The sequence below is a fragment of the Scandinavium lactucae genome (genome assembly GCF_033843265.1).
Classification (GTDB): domain Bacteria; phylum Pseudomonadota; class Gammaproteobacteria; order Enterobacterales; family Enterobacteriaceae; genus Scandinavium; species Scandinavium lactucae.
In genome coordinates this window covers 21,474-38,585 of sequence record NZ_JAWXRD010000031.1, presented here as the reverse complement: position 1 = coordinate 38,585, position 17,112 = coordinate 21,474, and the positions used below count along the sequence as shown (strand labels likewise).

13 protein-coding genes are annotated in these 17,112 nt (G+C 52.1%); 1 reads left to right on the top strand and 12 read right to left on the bottom strand.

The window, feature by feature from the left end:
• Nucleotides 1-307: 307 nt before the first annotated feature.
• From SIK69_RS13630 to tssB, 12 genes are all read right to left on the bottom strand, one after another.
• Nucleotides 308-859, bottom strand: a complete 552-nt coding sequence (locus SIK69_RS13630) for a M949_RS01915 family surface polysaccharide biosynthesis protein (protein WP_319786313.1) — start codon at nt 857-859, stop codon at nt 308-310.
• A 40-nt stretch (nt 860-899) separates the two neighbouring features.
• The gene (locus SIK69_RS13625) at nt 900-1,442 is read right to left on the bottom strand and encodes a M949_RS01915 family surface polysaccharide biosynthesis protein (protein ID WP_319786312.1); all 543 of its coding nucleotides are present in this window, start codon (nt 1,440-1,442) and stop codon (nt 900-902) included.
• A complete protein-coding gene (locus tag SIK69_RS13620; RefSeq protein ID WP_319786311.1) occupies nt 1,439-3,223 on the bottom strand; it encodes a TIGR02594 family protein in 1,785 nt (594 codons plus the stop codon). The genes SIK69_RS13625 and SIK69_RS13620 overlap by 4 nt, the downstream gene beginning before the upstream one ends.
• Before the next feature lie 18 nt (nt 3,224-3,241).
• Nucleotides 3,242-3,658, bottom strand: a complete 417-nt coding sequence (locus SIK69_RS13615) for a DUF4431 domain-containing protein (protein ID WP_319786310.1) — start codon at nt 3,656-3,658, stop codon at nt 3,242-3,244.
• Nucleotides 3,659-3,661: 3 nt separating this feature from the next.
• Nucleotides 3,662-6,361, bottom strand: a complete 2,700-nt coding sequence (locus SIK69_RS13610) for a type VI secretion system Vgr family protein (RefSeq protein WP_319786309.1) — start codon at nt 6,359-6,361, stop codon at nt 3,662-3,664.
• Entirely contained in the window at nt 6,358-9,009 is a 2,652-nt protein-coding gene (gene tssH / locus SIK69_RS13605; RefSeq protein ID WP_319786308.1) for a type VI secretion system ATPase TssH, read from the bottom strand. Before tssH ends, SIK69_RS13610 begins: the two co-directional genes overlap by 4 nt.
• Nucleotides 9,010-9,185: 176 nt before the next feature.
• Nucleotides 9,186-9,677, bottom strand: a complete 492-nt coding sequence (hcp, locus tag SIK69_RS13600) for a type VI secretion system effector Hcp (RefSeq protein WP_314116559.1) — start codon at nt 9,675-9,677, stop codon at nt 9,186-9,188.
• A gap of 3 nt (nt 9,678-9,680) precedes the next feature.
• A complete protein-coding gene (locus SIK69_RS13595) occupies nt 9,681-11,405 on the bottom strand; it encodes an OmpA family protein (protein ID WP_319786307.1) in 1,725 nt (574 codons plus the stop codon).
• Entirely contained in the window at nt 11,402-12,091 is a 690-nt protein-coding gene (gene tssL, locus SIK69_RS13590) for a type VI secretion system protein TssL, short form (RefSeq protein ID WP_319786306.1), read from the bottom strand. The genes SIK69_RS13595 and tssL overlap by 4 nt, the downstream gene beginning before the upstream one ends.
• Nucleotides 12,088-13,428, bottom strand: a complete 1,341-nt coding sequence (gene tssK / locus SIK69_RS13585) for a type VI secretion system baseplate subunit TssK (protein ID WP_319786305.1) — start codon at nt 13,426-13,428, stop codon at nt 12,088-12,090. Before tssK ends, tssL begins: the two co-directional genes overlap by 4 nt.
• Nucleotides 13,429-13,445: 17 nt before the next feature.
• Nucleotides 13,446-14,996, bottom strand: a complete 1,551-nt coding sequence (tssC, locus tag SIK69_RS13580) for a type VI secretion system contractile sheath large subunit (protein WP_319786304.1) — start codon at nt 14,994-14,996, stop codon at nt 13,446-13,448.
• A 40-nt stretch (nt 14,997-15,036) separates the two neighbouring features.
• The gene (gene tssB / locus SIK69_RS13575; protein WP_319786303.1) at nt 15,037-15,534 is read right to left on the bottom strand and encodes a type VI secretion system contractile sheath small subunit; all 498 of its coding nucleotides are present in this window, start codon (nt 15,532-15,534) and stop codon (nt 15,037-15,039) included.
• 543 nt (nt 15,535-16,077) lie between these two features.
• Between tssB and SIK69_RS13570 the strand changes: the two genes are divergently transcribed.
• On the top strand, nt 16,078-17,052 hold the full coding sequence (locus SIK69_RS13570) for a hypothetical protein (RefSeq protein WP_319786302.1): 975 nt from the start codon (nt 16,078-16,080) through the stop codon (nt 17,050-17,052).
• The last annotated feature ends 60 nt before the right edge of the window (nt 17,053-17,112 follow it).

Genomic DNA, 17,112 nt, shown 5'->3' with positions numbered 1-17,112 from the left:
CAGTGTTATATTGGCAGCTTGAGGATTCTCTTCACTTATCTTTTTAGGCTTCCCCATGTGACTATTTTTGAACCGTCACCTTTGACTTTATAACCATTAACTATAGTATCCAAATGTATTTTTTAACTACCGACTTTTCTTTTATACCAATTGCATCATCTTCAATAAGTTCAACATCAACCGAACAAGCATTAAATGAAATCACAGAAAGCAAAACGAGCGCTATAAACCACCTCACCCAATCTCCTTAAAAATATCAATAAGCTGGACTGCTCATCAGTAGACTTATGACATGAAACCACACGATTTAATTTACTTTTGTTGTGGAAATAGAATCCCATTTCCCCATCATGTACTTCAGAAGAAATTTGTCATTCTTGAGATTAAAATCAGGCACTGGAGCCTTCTCCCCACCAAAGCCCTCACTACCGACAATAATATGCTCCTCTCCCCTTAACGAATATTTTACTCCATCTCGAAACGCAAAATATTTTACAGTAACGGGGTCAATCCCACCAACACACCCAATCTTGTAGGCAAATAAAACGGTTCCTGTACCAGAAGAAAATTTTTCATTCACTTCGACAGAATCAGGTACAATAACTAACTTTATATCTTCGTCGCAGTTTCGGACAAAATCCTTAAGAGCCCAATCGGTGCTATTCCCTGTAATTTGCTTAACAAGCAAGGTTACTCCACCTTCTTTGCTATAAAATTTTTTATCTATAGTTAGAATATGCTTACCGGAACTATCATTCCATGCTTTCTGGAACATTTCAGAACTTGCAAAAACCGATTGAGACAATATGAATGTAAAAGCAATAATTGAATTCAAAATCACCGCTATTGCCACTCTCATTCTGACCTGCTATGTTGACTAAACATTTAATTAAAAGCAGTTATTCTAGAATAACTGTCGACGCTTTATTCCAGTTACTTGTCATATATTTAAATAATAGGACGTTATTTTTCAAATTAGCATCAGGCACCGGCTTAACATTATCATCAATTACCCCATCTGGTGTAACCATCCGCTCTTCTCCTCGAAGAGAATGCTTCATGCCATTTTCGTAAGCAAAATATTTTACAGTAACTGGATCAAGTCCCCCCACACAACCTATGGTATAAGAAAACAATACAGCATCAAATGAGCCATTAATTTTCTTAATCTCGAAGGAATCCTTAATTAAAGCCATGTTTATATCAAGCGGACATTTATTCACATAATCGACAAGACTCCATACCTTTTTGTCCTTTACATATTCAGAAGCGGTAATTTTTGAATTTTTAGTGTCAGCATTACTTTCTTCGTAAATATCAATTTTGACCTTATGAATACCATCCGAGCGTTCGAACTCCTTGGTAAAGGTAGTTGCAAAACTACTCATCACAGGTGAAACCATCAAAGCTAATGCAAGGGTTATTTTTGTTTTTAGAATCATCTTGTACTCTCATGCCCAGTTGTTTTGGAATGAACACCAATCATTTCATTGAGTTCATTTACATCAAAGATATCTAATTCTTTATGTACATTCGACTCATAATATCCTTTGTATGCCACTGGTAAAAAAAATCTCAATCCATTAAAGGGGGAGAATTTTATTGTATCGCCCTGATTCCCTCCCAAGCAAATTAATGCCCCAGATTTTGATTTTCCATACACAAAGGTTGCGTGATGTCCTGATGATGCGGCACATCCATAGATAGGTTTTTTGATCTCAAAAAAATTGGTGCTATCTCTAAAAAAAGAAATAGCGCGATATGGATCTGGAGCTGTTTTATGATACCCACTTTCTTGAAAACAATAATTTACAAAAGACGAACACCAAGCATTTAATGTCCCAACTAGATTTTTTATCCACCCATGACCTATTAATGCATGGTAATTGCTAGTAATATGGTTTTCCTTAGTCCCATGCCATTTTTTGGCCTCACTCAGTGCTATATTCATCCATGGAGCCTCTCTCTGGTCGTGTGGAAGTAACGCAATCGGATTGCCAGAATTTTTTCCTCCAACTGAATCCAGTGTTTTTTTATTCGTATTGATTACACTATTTTTTTCAGGTTTTTTATTAACTGGTTTTGAGGCTATCGGATTTGCAGCTGGCTTTTCAGTCTGACCAGACGTTGCATTGCCACTTTTGTCTATAGAAATTGATTGACCTGGGTATATTTTATTAGGATCTGATATATTATTCTGTCGCGCTATATCCTCAACATTTGCACCATTTTTTTCTGCGATCTTCGCCAACGTGTCGCCGGGTGCAACGATATAGATTGAAGGGCCATTAGTATTAACACCATAAATCGTCAAATGTTGACCAGGGAAGATCTTACTCACATCTTTTATATTATTATTTTTGGCGATTTCATCAGCGCTTGTCTTATAACGATCGGCAATTTTCGAGAGAGAGTCTCCTGACATGACTATGTACTCAATCGGCTTCTGAGCGCTCTTCTCTCGTGGGGCTTTGGGGATCTCGGCAAGTGTTTTTGCAGAGAATTGCGAGAAACTTCTTGTAAGAAGTATATTTTTCGTTTCACCTCCAGCAACAGCTGAATAAACAACATCCTCTTTTCCAGCAGAATTAGTATATTTGACGACAATAGCCATTCCTTGTTTCGTATGGATGATTGTCTTGAGCTTGCCGTAAGCATCTGTTTTCCACTTGTAGCTAGTGCTTCCTAGTGTCACTTTAAATGGCACATCAGCAACTGGTCGAGATCCATCAGAAACAGTCACATTTGTCACATGCACCCATTTTTCGGTGCCCGGCTTCAAGCCACCTTCCTTTTTGCTAATTGCCTTGATTACCTTACTGAATTTTGTATCGTCAAGATCTCCTACTTTCTCCCCCTGAGCGACTCCACTTTCAGACATGATAAAATTGGCATAAGCTTCAGGGTTATTACCATCATTCCCCGGCGCATATTTTTTCATCATTTCTGTAATAGTATAATCCTTATATTTCCTTTTGAGCAGAGATCGTTTGGCATTATCACCAGCTTCTATGCTAGAAAATATTGAGAATGAATGTTTGTCTGGATTGTAAACAACCCCAACACCGATTTTCCCTTGCTGATTTTTTACAGAAATGAGATTGCCTGGGTTATTGAATCGCCAATTCAGTGAACCCCCAGTTTTTAACAATCTTGTGCCACTCGATGACTCATATTCTACCGTTTTCGTCGATGCATGATAAATAGCATTTATAAAGCGCATTTTAATTAATCCTCTCTACTATTTGTCTGCAACTTCAAACTTTGCATCATCTAATAAAACTGGCGTCATATGATATCCGGTCTCGGCGAGAAATATTACACCATCAATACTGACACTTTTCCCAATAAGATTTTTATTTACTTTATAGTCATTACTATCACGCATTATCAACTGAACGTCCTGATTCCAGTTTTGGTTGTCAGTATCTGCGTCTGTTACACACGTGAGTGGCTGTTTTAAATGCAATACCCACTCATGTAGCTTCTCATCATTCGCTTTATCCTCTCCCCAGCCAGGAGGGCCGTAGTATAATTTCTCGCTAACGACTCCTGTCAGACTTACTTTATCCCCTTCCTTTAGGCAAGTAGCAGATGCATTAAAGCTAGAAAGCACGATTATAAAGAAAAGAATAGACTTCCAAATTTCCTTTAACATAGATCACCCTGTCGTAGTTAAATTTAATAGTTTTGCGATCATTGATTCTGTTAACGCAGAAGTATGATCTTCTGCTGTCTCGGTATCATCCGAATCAGTATCAGGCTCCAGCGATTCTATATCTTCCACGCTATCTACCTCAGCCGCTTCGACTGATGTTGGAAGCTCTTCTTTGAGCCAGGTTTCTCGCCCAATGATTAAGTTTAATGTATCGCTTTCAGGAAGCACTATTTTCGGGAAGCGACCTGAACTGTCTACCGTGCCGGTCGACAGGATTTTCCCATTGCTGTCAGTAATGTTGTATGGCTGATTTGTCATCCAGTCCATACTTTGGCTGACACTATCGGCACCAGGGAAAGCAAAACGTAAGCTTTGTTCGCCAGGTTCCATTACAGGAAATACAGGCAGCGTGACCTTTTCTGATGCGCTTGCCTTACGCCCATAGTGTCCTGCTTTCGTACGATATTCACCTGCAGTAGCAGATTCAATCGCACTTGCATCAATCCTGATATAGCTCCCACCACCATTCAGAGTCAGCTTCTTCTTCGCGATGATTTTAATTTCATCCTCCGTGCTGACAATGCTGATTTCTTTACGTGCCAGCAATTCCATCAGGTCGTTCTGCGCCTGTACCTGCACCGGCCCCTGGTTCGCGATGAGCTTGATCCCCAGCTTACGAACAAACACGCTCAGGGCATTACCCACCCCGATGAACAGATTTTTCACCACGCTGACGTCTGCATTTTTACCGGCTGTGGCTATCAGGTTCTGCCCGGCAGATACCTGCAGATGCTGTCCGCTGGTCAGTGCCATACCCTCCGGTGCGCTGAGCAGCAGCACTGACTTTTTGAGGTCTGTCAGCTGCTGTTCCAGCAGTGTGATTTGCGCCTGGAGATCGGCCGGGTTCGCGGTCGCCTTCTGCGCGTCATCGGAGATAGACGTCATCTGCTCCCGGGCATCATCCAGATTGCTGACCGCTGGCTGCATCTCCAGCACCTGGCCCTGTGCTTTCGTCTGGCCATCAGCGCTGATGAACATCCCTTTCTGTGCCCGAATAGCTCCCCAGCTGTCGGTTCTGAGCTCAAAACCCTCACCGCGCTTCTGCTTCTCCGCATCCACTAAATGTCCGAGATTCAGCTGACTCTTGCCGCCGTACTCAGTGGAGACCTTGATATGCTCCTGGTCACGGCTGTCATCGAGGCGGATTTTGTTGTTCGCAGGCGTCCGCAGGACGTTACGTTTGTAATTTCGGATAGTGACATGGTCACCGTGCGCCGAGTCGTGCAGCACACCGGAAATGTACGGTCTGTCCGGGTTACCGTCCTCAAAGCCAATCGCCACTTCGGTGCCCGCCAGCAGCGGCAGGTGCAGGCCGTAGGTATCGCCGGCATACGGGCGGGACTGACGCACCCACAGGCTCTCGAACCCGGTCTCCCAGTTATCACGGTCAAACAGCATGTTGACGCGATAGCGACCGTCTTTATCGATGTGGCCGTAGGTATCATTTTCGGTGGTACTGGTGACGCGGGCCGGCAATGAGCCAGCCATCACCGGGCGTGAGCCAGGCTCAGGACGGAAACCAAAATCAGTGCTGTCCGGGATGCCGTCAAACCTGACGCCAAAATCTTCATCCCGCCGCGCATGGCTGTGCATCGCCGTGATGACCACGCCATGAGCAAACACGTCTGCCACTTCGTACCCACCAGTGACTTTCAGTACCTGACCCGGAGAGAGGGTCGGACAACTGGTGATGGCATGAGTCTGCGTCTGGCCATTCAGGTAGCGCTCATGCCGAATGCGGGCATAAAACGCTCCGGACTCCGGCGCCGGATTGCGGTCATAGGTACTACCCGGTGTCAGATAGTTATCAGCATAGTGATAGGCATCACCGTAGGTGGTGGCATCCCCGCGGGTCGCATCGACCTGGGTGTTCATGTCATCCGTGGCCTGGCGGTAGTTGTAATCACGGGTGCTGACCTGCTTCTGCACCACGTTATGATGGCTCTCCATGCCCCAGACCGAGTCTACCCCTTCCGAATGCTGTCCTGATGGCGGAACCGATGGCAGCGTCAGGCCTTTTTCATACCCCTGCTGGCCGTCGTAGAACTCCACGACATCAATGTTCAGACGCGTATCAATTGTAAAACGGAACCAGATGCCCACCTCACCCAACATGCGGGTAATAAAGTGCAGGTCATCCTCGCCGTACTGCATTACCTGCTCACGGCGCGGGTACTCTTTTGTAAGCGAGAACAGAAAATCCTGACCGCGCATGTTGTGACGCTCGCGCAGGATTTTTTCCACGATTTGTGGGACCGACATATCCTGATAAATGGCGTTCTGATGCGAGCGGTCAAGCAGTGCCAGGCGTGGCTGGAGTGTCAGGGCATAGTGGGTTTCATCTTTTGAGGTGTTGAGCCGTTCAAAGCCACTCACCACTCCCTGAAGGGTTCGCACGGCCTGCTGTATTTTGATGCCGTAACCCTGGTCAACCGGGGCCTGCAGCGTCAGGGAGGCCGCTTTCATCAGCATCATTTCTTTGCTGATGGCATGGTCAGAGCTTGTGAATTCAATCCGGTAGCTGAACGGCGTGCTCAGGGCTTCATCGCCTTCAAACGCCAGCACATCGAGCTCGGCTTCACACCCTTTGACTGCCAGCAGGTGATGGTTATGGCTGAATCTTATCGGGGGGTTACTGCTCATGCGGACACTCCTTGTGTACGGTTAAACTCGAGCCCGATACCCTCTTCCTCACTCCAGCTAAGGCATAGCGACTGTGGTTTCTGTTTCGCAGCCATGTGGGTCAGCAACTGCTGACTCAGCACCGGCAGAATCTGCTGATTAAGCAGGCTATCGACGTTGCGGGCGCCGGTATCCGGCAGCAGGCAGGCGGCCGTCAGTGCGTCATACAGGCTCTCATCAATCTGCGTGGTCAGGCCGTAGTGGCGATTAATTCGTTTGCTCACCTGGGCCAGCTTCATCTGCACGATGGCGCGCATCGCAGTTTCCGCCAGCGGGCGATAAATCACAGTCTGGAAGCGGGCCAGCAGCGCCGGCTGGAAGTGGTCGCGTAAAATCGGGCGCAGCAGTTCGTGCAGGTCTGCTTCAGTGGCTTCCGGCTGTTCATCCAGCAGCTGCATCAGGTGGTCGCTGCCGAGGTTCGAAGTCATCAGAATCACGGTGTTGCGGAAGTCGATTTCACGCCCTTCGCCATCGCGCATAAAACCGCGGTCGAAGACCTGATAGAACAGGTTCATCACATCGCGGTGCGCCTTTTCCACTTCATCCAGCAGTACCACGCTGTACGGGCGCTTGCGCACGGCTTCGGTGAGAATACCGCCCTGACCGTAGCCGACGTAGCCCGGAGGAGAGCCTTTCAGCTGCGACACGGTGTGCGGCTCCTGGTACTCCGACAGGTTGATGGTGATGAGTGACTTCTCACCGCCGTACAGCACATCCGCCAGTGCCAGCGCAGTTTCGGTTTTCCCGACGCCACTTGGGCCGACCAGCAGGAACACGCCCTGCGGGCCGTTCTCGGAGGTGAGTCCGGTTTTGGCCGCGCGCAGACGCTGAGCAATGGAGTTCAGTGCCACGTCCTGCCCGACCACGCGCCTGCCGATTTCCCCTTCCAGGTTCAGCAGTTCGGTCTGCTCGTCCTTCATCAGCGAGGAAATTGGCACGCCAGTCCAGTCGGCAATCACGTTGGCGACAGTGCGGGTGTCGACATCCACCTGAATCAGGGCGTCCCCCTGTTGTTCATTTTCCAGCTGTTGCTGCAGCGTCCTGATTTCGGCCTGCTGACTGATATCCTGGCGGCTGGCCATCAGCTGCTGTGCCAGTGATTTTTCGTCAATAAAACGGGATTCAAGCTGTGTCAGAACGTTGGTTTTTGCCTGTCGCTGCTGTTCAATGACGCTCAGCCGGTCATGGTGTGTGTTACCCCCGACCGCGATATCTTCCAGCAGTGCCTGCTCTTCCAGTTCCAGTGCGGTCAGCTGTGCTTTCAGGCGCACAATTTGTTCAGGCACCGTATCAAGGCTCACACGCACCCGCGCCGCGGCGGTATCGAGCAGGTCAACGGCTTTATCCGGCAGCTGGCGGCCCGTCAGATAGCGGCGTGACAGGGTCACGGCGGCGCGGACTGCTGCGTCGGTGATGTGGACGTTGTGGTGTTCAGCATAACGGGACTTCAGGCCTCTGAGCATCAGGCAGGCGGTGTCGTCGTCCGGTTCGTCGACTTTCACCATCTGGAAGCGGCGCTCGAGTGCCGCATCGCGTTCAAAATACTGTTTGTATTCGCTCCAGGTGGTCGCGGCGATGGTGCGCAGTTCACCGCGTGCCAGCGCCGGTTTTAACAGGTTTGCCGCATCCGCTCCACCCGCCTGGTTGCCGGCCCCGATAATGGTGTGCGCTTCGTCTATAAACAGCAGCACCGGGTTCGGCGACTGTTGCACCGCATCGATGACGTTTTTCAGCCGTTGTTCGAACTCACCTTTCACGCCCGCGCCCGCCTGCAGCAGGCCGAGGTCAAGGGTGCGCAGGCTGACAGTTTTCAGCGATTCAGGCACATTCCCTTCGGCAATACGCAGGGCCAGACCTTCAACCAGCGCCGTTTTACCCACGCCCGGTTCGCCGACCAGAATCGGGTTGTTCTTGCGACGACGGGAGAGAATGTCCACCATCTGGCGGATTTCGGTGTCACGGCCAAACACCGGGTCAATGTGGCCCTCACGCGCTTTGGCGGTGACGTCGAGGGTGAATTTATCCAGCGCGTTCTGCAACGCCGGGTTCAGTTCGCCCTCTTTCGTTTCTGCGCCCACCGGACGACCCACCATTTCGACTTCACTGCCGCTTTGCGCCAGCGCAGCCTCCTGCTGAATTTCCGGCCGTTCGTCGGATTGTGCATCCAGCAGCCCGCGCAGGCGTTCCAGCTGATATCTTCCCAGTGTCAGCAGCGGCCACAGACCATCGCAGCGTACCAGTTTCGGTTTATCGACCAGTGCCATCAGCAGGTGGATGCTGCGGATCTGATCTTCGCCGGAAAGCGAAGCCAGCATCCACGCTTCCTGCATCAGCGCCTGAATATTGTCTGACAACTGCGGGCGACCACGGACAGAGCGCGGCAGCGCATCCAGCCAGCCGAGTAAATCCTGCCACAGCGCATCCATATCCCATTCGTAGCGGCGCGCCAGCACCGTCAGGTCGCCTTCACCCTGCTCCAGTAGCTTCAGCAGCCAGTGTTCAGGCAAAATTTCGGCGTGCGCCCGGGTCTGGCACAGCGAGGCAGCCCCTTCCATGGCGCGGGCACAATAAGGGTTCAGACGTCGCAGCAGGATGGCTGGATTTTCCATGAGTTTCTCTCTTTGTCGGTTCCTGGACACGCTACCGCCCATCGCTGTTTCCTGTGAAGGAGACCAAAGCGCATGCGGTCGGGCTGGCAGATTGTGGGTTTCTTTGCTCAACGCCCGTACAGGCAGACGTTCAGCAAAGAAAAAAAAGCGGACAGAGGGGGCTGTCCGCTTGTGACTTACGCGGTGGCGCGTTCGTTCCAGGAATCGGAATGAATGATGTTGCCGTCTTTGTAGGTCCAGGTGATTTTTTCGTAACGCAGCTCGATGGTTTCGAGGTGGTTATGCTTCTCGAAAGAAGGGTCTTTGATGTCGTGCATTTTCGGCGCGACTTTCACCAGCTTGACGTTTTCCAGTTTGGTGTTGAAGTACTCCACTTCCTGGCCCGCGTCGTTGATGCGATACCATTTGAACTCGGCTGATTTCAGGGTCTGACCGGTGGTTACCGCCTTGTACAGGTACGGGCTGGAAGAGTCGATTTCCTTGGTGAACAGGAACGGGGTGTGGATACGGGTACCGGTCAGCTTGCCGGTGTTGTTATCGGTCGGGATGTACAGATTATGCTCCTGAGCGACAACTTCGATGCTGCCTTCACGATCCTGAACGTCCACAGACCCTTTAATGTCCGCACCGCCGTCGTCTTTCAGCCACAGATAAACAGGAATTGCCATGGTTTACTTCTCCATTTCTTGAGTTGATGCGTCACTTTCATCCGGTGACGCTGGTTTGCCCGGCACCTGACAGGCATCAGCCTGCGGCACAAGGCTTATCTCTACACGCCGGTTGGCCGCACGGCCTTCCGGGGTATCATTGGTGGCGAGCGGCCGGCTTGCGCCGTAGCCCTGCACCGCAAAACAGCTTTCCGGCACATCGCCGGTGTCCCGCATCCAGTCCCGCACAGCCTCGGCACGTTGCTGAGAGAGCGTCTGGTTAAGTTGCGGATTGCCGGTATTGTCGGTATGCCCTGCCACCACAATCAGCCAGCCCGGCTTCGCCTTGATACCGACCAGGGAATTGACCAGCATTTTGGTGGAGCCGGCTTTGAGCACAGCCTTGCCGGAATCGAACAGCGACAGGCTGTCGAGACGGACGGTTTTGGGGCCATGAATAATCTTTTTGATAACCGGTGGTGCCGGAGGAGGGGGCGGAGGCGGCGGGACGTACCTGCGGATCGCATCCAGTACTGGCATACGCAGCCGCTCGCCCTGATACAGCCCGAGACTCATCCGAACCGGGACGCCATTGCGCGCATAATTATCCAGCTGCACGGCATCGTCGCGCAGGACTGCGACGGCATCGGCTTTCGGACCGTAATCACGTATCGGGATACGGTCATAGCGGGCAATATCGAAGCTCACACGATGCAGCAACTGGCGATTGTTCCAGCCGCTGCTGAGCAGCGCTGCCATGGCCGCCAGCGTGAAAAGTCCGAATGCACAGTGCCAGGTCCGGCCACGCGAGGTTAATCCCCGTCCTTCAGGCAGCAACGGCAGGACGAAATCCGGAAGCGGTGATATCACCGTGCTGTCAGTTCCCACCGGCTGCCAGCCCGCCACCTGCTGCATCGCAGTGTGACGGGAAAGCCACGCAGTCCAGGCTGATGTGGCCAGACTTCCGGCAAGGATCGGTCCCATTCCCCACAGCACTGCGACAGGAGCAATGACAGGAACGTCGGGGTTCTCATCCATAAAGACAGCTTTGACGTGCTGATGGAACCAGCTCATCAGGCTGTTCATCAGCACCTGTTGCTGCATCGCAGGCGATCCACCGGTGGTGACCCATGCAGCGATTGAACTCGGCGCTGAAGACTCACGCCAGACCCTCACCCCTTCCCCCGGGATAGCCGCCTGCCAGAGCAGAGTATTTGTCATCGCGCTGCCAACCTGACCATTCAGAATCAGCGGCACAGAATGACCCATCTCTTTACGCAACTGGCTGAGCTGCCAGCGCAGGGCCAGCAGGCGGCTGGTAAGTGCTTCGCTGTCGGCATGTTTCTGCGGACAAACGCTGACCATCACCGACAGCTGGCGACCCCAGTCAGGTCGCAACCACAGTATCTGGCGGGCTGCCTGCTCCAGATCCTGATGATCCTCCACGCGGATCCAGCAACCCTGTGTGACCGTAAGTACCGGTGACTGCTGAGGCCAGGCCAACGGCAGATCGCCACAGACCAGCACCACGGGCTGACGGTAAGTGGCTTCCGGGAGGTCATCCAGACCCAGGGCGACGTCATGCTCCGCACGACGACTGGCAACAATCCAGAACGCCAGGATTAGCCCCAGAACGGTAAGCAAAACAAGCACAGAAACCAGTCGGGTGACCTGCAGGAAGCCCAGACAGACCACTGCACTCAGCAGGGCGGCCCACAGCGCAAGCCCGCGCTGTTGTGCAGGACTCATTTCACGGCTCCCGGCAGCAGAGTCTGCAGTGTCTGATCCAGCCAGTGGCTCAGTCCCCACCAGAGTGCTGCAACCACCACCACGCTCAGGCCAATTCGCACGGGCCATGACGCCAGCCAGCCGCCCATTCCCCGTCCGGTACGGCTTTCTGCCAGGACCGGGTGAGTCTGCGGATAGCTGAACGGCGTGACATGTTCACTGAGCGCGTTGACGAGTTTCTGGCGCTCCGGATCGTTCAGCGAGCGGAAACTGCCGAGGAACCCCAGCATCATGACCCGCTGGAAGCAGGTCACGACAGCATGGTCAGGCGCCGGTTCACGCAGTACGTCGCGCATCCGGGAGCACAGCGTATCACCGGCATCCATGGTGCCGAGGAAGTGTCCCTGCAGGGGAATGTCATACCACTGCACGCAGGCATCATCCTCCACACCGCGACCTTTGACGGCTTCATCAAGCAGCGCACACTGTGCAGTGAGAATATGCTGGCAGCTGGCTTCATCGAGTTCGCTCGCTTTCAGCTCACGCTGCACACGCACAACATCAGCAATGCAGCGCTCCCACAACGTGCGCCCTTCTCCATCCTGAAACTCAGGACCGTGACGGAGGCTTATCACCTGCAGCCAGGTGTCCTGCAGCAGAGCACCAATATCAATGGACGCGGCCGCACCGCGTTTGCGCTCACTCATGTTCTCAGTACCGCAAAGAGTTCAAGTTCAGGCTCGCCGAGCATGCCCGGAACGTAAAACATACAGGTCCCCCCCTGGAGCATTTCGGTGGCCAGCGGATGAGAGACATCAAGGCTGAAATACTGGTTTTCCAGACGCAGCGGAATGGCAGCCGGCACATGACGCAGTGGCGTCAGCGGTACACCCACCCGTGATGAATTGACGATACTCCTGACATGATCGGGACTGCCGACCTTGCATTGACGCGGGAACTGTTCCTGCAGCTGTGCCACCGGCATCGGTGAACGCACGGAGAGGTAGTAATCCGCCCCTTCGCGTAGGCGTGGGTCATGCAGACGGGCCTGCCAGAAGTGAAGCCGGGGATCATGCTCAAGCTCAATCGCCACCACCCGCGACGGCAGGCTGGCCTCCAGCAGGTCGCCCAGTAAGTCAAAGAGCGGCGGGAAGACGTTATTCAGCTGCTCATGCTGCCAGGCAGGAATGGCACTCACCTGGTGCTCCAGCGAGAAGGTCAGCAGGCTGCCTGCAAGGCGTGCCAGTTCCGGGTACAGACGCTCCGGTGGACTTTGCGGGTAGCGCAGAAACTGTCCGAGCACAGGTTCTGCGCTGTTCAGGGCATTGAGCAGCCAGAACAGAGACACATCGGCCACGGCAAAATCGGCCATCCGCTCGTTACTTTCACGACGCATGTCCATCAGGCGACTCAGACGGGCACGCAGTTGCGTCATCAGCTGTTCCAGTTGGGTCACCAGCCAGCGGCTGCCCTGCAGAGTCAGCAGTGGCGGAAGAAAAGTTTCATCGGGTACCCAGCTCCCCTGTGAATCCTGCTGCAGACGGGCGACCGGACAGGTCAGGTAATCACTGTTGTTCTGATGGGCGAAACGCAGCGTCAGCTCTGACTGCATCACTGCAATCTGGCGGGTATCGTCGCCAAAGGTGTTGCGCACATCCCGCCAGCGCTGGCGATAGCGAACAGGGCGCTCTGCCACCTCATCGGGTTTCAGGCAGTTACCACCGTTCGCTCGCAGCAGTGGCAGGGCCAGAACCACCACGACATCATGCGTGGATCCATCCAGCGACAACGCCGGCGGCAGTGCGTCGGCATTATCCGTGTCGATAAGCGTGCCGTCGGGGAAACGGACATGCAGATGACGGGCCTGCAGGCGGCCTAACTTCAGTGCATCCGGTTCGAAAGTCGCCTCAATCACGCCCCACGGATGGGAGAGGCCCAGTCGGGCGATGCATTCCGCAGACCAGGCCGCGTATGCGGCCTGTTGCTGGAAGTGCTGAGGAGAGACCATCTGTCCCCTCCCCCATAACGGTTGTTCCGTTTTCATTGACTTCCTGCCTTACGTTACGCTTTCGCCTTCGGCATCTGGGAAACCAGTGACAGGTTGACGTCCATCCCTTCCACCTGGAAGTGCGGGATGGCGAACAGTCGAACGCGGAAGAAGCCCGGGTTGTCTTCGATGTCTTCGACAATCACTTTGGCATCACGCAGCGGGTGAGACGCCTGCAGTTCGTCGCCCGGGTCAGTCATTTCCGTCACCAGACCACGGACCCAGGTGTTCAGCTCCAGTTCCAGCAGACGACGGTCTTTGGTGGTACCAATGTTTTCACGCTGAATAAGCTTCAGGTAGTGCGCGATACGCGACAGCAGGAAAATGTACGGCAGACGCGCATTGATTCGGCTGTTAGCAGTCGCATCGGCCGTGTCATACAGTGCCGGTTTCTGGGTAGAGTTCGCCGAGAAGAAGCAGGAATAGTCGCGGTTTTTGTAGTAGGACAGCGGAATGAAGCCCAGATTGGCAAATTCAAATTCGCGGGTTTCCGGGATCATCACTTCTGACGGGATCTTCACCTGATTACCGGTGCCCAGGTCATACAGGTGGATTGGCAGGTCTTGTACTGCGCCACCCGCCTGCGGACCACGGATCTGCACGCACCAGCCGTTGTTGATGAAGCTTTTCACCATGTTGGCGGCAAACGCGAACGACGCATTGGTCCACAGGTATTTGTCGTGATCAGGGCCCTTCACTTCTTCGACATAGTTGAAGCTGCGCACCGGCACGGTGTCCGGACCATATGGCAGACGACCCAGCACACGGGGCATTACCAGACCAAGATAGCGGGAGTCGTCGGTGTCGCGGAACGATTTCCATTTGATGTACTCGGCACGGTCGAAGTAGTTGCCGATATCTTTGATGGCCGCGACCTGCTCCATATTTTCTTTTAAAAAGAACGCCGGACCGGCAGAGCCGATAAACGGCATATGGGCAGCAGCGGAAACTTTTGATATATTACGCATCAGCGCCACGTCCTGGGCTGATGCATCAAACTCATACGCTGAAATGACGGCAGCGATAGGCTCTCCACCAGGGGTGTCGTATTCGGCAATGTAGGTTTGTTTGTATAACCCGCTCTGAATAATCTCCGGGCAGTCTTCGAAATCCTGACGCAGTTCTTCTTTCGATAAATCAAGCAGTTCCAGCTTCACATTCTGGCGAAAATCTGTTTTATCGACCAACGACTTCAGGCCACGCCAGACTCCTTCCAGGCGCTGAAACTCCTCATGATGCATGATCTCATCCAGCTGGCGTGAGATCTGGAAATCCAGTTCGGCAATATGCTGGTCCAGCAAGGTCTTATCTAATTTTTCGACTTTCTGTCCGGATTTCTGCAGGCACTGCATAAAGACCTGTACCGCAGCGGTCACTCGGGCGTTTGTCGACGTTTCAGCCATCACCGTATTATCATCAAACCCATTAAGCGAGTTCATTTCGGCGACCGGCTCCAGGTTTATTTTGTCGAACAGTGAGGCATATACGCCGCTGGCTGGCAGTGTTTTTTCAATCGTCGTGCCCGTCACCGGGTTCTGGGATTCGTTATTGACTGACATAAGCATTATTTCCAGTTATTCCGTTAATGTTTCCAGTAATACGTTATTATTCTTGGGACGGGGCAAGGGCATTAAGTTCGTTACGCAGCTCATCACTCAGAGCCGGGTCTTTCAGAATCTTTTCAAATTCTTTCTTGAACGTAGCATTGTCGAGAAGATTGGATTTGAGGTCGCGCAGTAAATTACGCATAGCGAGCATGGCTTTCAGCTGGGGAATTTGGCGGGCTATCTGCTCTGGCTCGAAATCTTTCATCTTGCTGAAGCTCAGACGGACATTTTCTTCAGAACCGTCATCGGCGAGGGTATTTTTTACGGTAAGATTAACTTCAGGATTTAGCTCACCTAAAACTGAATCGAAATTGTTCTTATTAACATTTATTTTACTTCTTTCCGACAGAGTGCCGATGGCTTTACCGTTACTGAAGTCGCCTGTGGTCAGCAACTTGAGCGGGAGCTCCATTTTCTTCTGCGCACCTCCCGTGTGTAAATCTAACGAAATGTTAACGCGCGCCTTCGGGATTTCATTCTGAAAGCTTTGGCTCATCCGCTCATTCTCCATTTAATGTGTAATTGGGCTTCCTGCCAGATAAAGGGCATGAAAAAGATATAACGGCAGGCCGTTTATTATTACGCCAGAAATTTTATATGTAAACAGGACAAAACCGATTGCGTAATTTGAAGATAGAGCAGGACCGACTCTTCATTCACACCAGGCCGCGTCTGGTCTGGATTCACATATGGTTACCGCACCACCATTAAAATGATTTAAATTTACACTTTGGGGTTTTAGATAAAAAGCAATCGTCAGATATGTAAAACCCACTTCGAAAAGTCCGAAAAAGGACTTATTAAGCCCCGTTCAATATGATTCAGTGATATATACCAAACCAGTACAATTAAGCACCACTAAATAATGAGGCGCGCGCACTTAATTCATTAGCATGGCGATTGATTAATGATTTTCCATTCATCGGGATGATGTAATGATTACATCCAGACTTATCCGGCAGGATTGTTGGCGTCAGGTCGATTAAAATAAGCTTGCTACAGACCTACATGCTGAGGGAATTTTACGGACGATACAAAAATGAAAAGGGACAAACATGCGTCAGAGGCTCGAAATCATGGCGTACGCTGGGCCGTTTCCGAGCTGAACTATCTGGAAGCGCATTATCAGACGGCACCTTTGGTCGACATGGCCACACATCTCGGCCGGACAGCAAGCGCCATCATGGCCATGGCAGGAAAACTGGGATTATCGCGAACAGAAAACGTCTGGTCTGATGAGGAACTTCGATGCCTGCATCAGTATTACCCGGTGGAAGGCCAGCGCATAATGCGGCGCTTACCGCGGAAATCTGATGAGGCCATCCGCTTCAAGGCGCGTGATTTAGGTATTGTGTCGCCCGGGCATACCTACGCGCGTCAGTGGGTGGAGCAGGAATGGCAGCTGCTTCATCAGAATCGCCACCAGTCACCGCTGGAGCTGATGCAGTTGTTCCCGGACAGAAGCCTGTCGTCCATTAAAAATGCCCTGATCCGCCTTAAACGCAACAACAGACAGGGCACCCGCCCTGCCGGTTCAACCAGCAGCAAAAAGGTCACCATCGCCTGGACAAAATCCGAGAAGGCAATTCTGCTCCGCTGGTATGAAACCAGCAAAACCATGGAGGAGATCCTAGCGATGCTGCCGGGCAGGCCCCGGGCATCCGTTTTTGCTGCGGCGAACAAGCTGGGACTCTTCCGTCCGCTTAGTGACTGGACGGAAAAGGAGATCCAGATCCTGAAAGATCACTATCCGGAGGAAGGTCCCGCGGTTGTGAAACGCCTTCCGGGCCGCCAGCGCAGAACGACAAGCCAGAAAGCCGCTCAGCTTGGGCTGCGAATGAACAGCAGCACACCCAGACACACCTGGTCACCCGAGGACTGGGAACGCCTTGAAAAGCACCTTCACCTTTCCTTCCCTGAGTTACTACGATTATTCCAGGGTCGCTCACTCTCCTCATTAAAGAATGCCTGCAACCGGGTGAGAGCACGCAGAAAAGCTGAGTACGAAGGGTGAACCTCTGACGCAGAATGTTACCCGTGCAGAGGATTGATGGTGCAATTTCAGGCGATGATA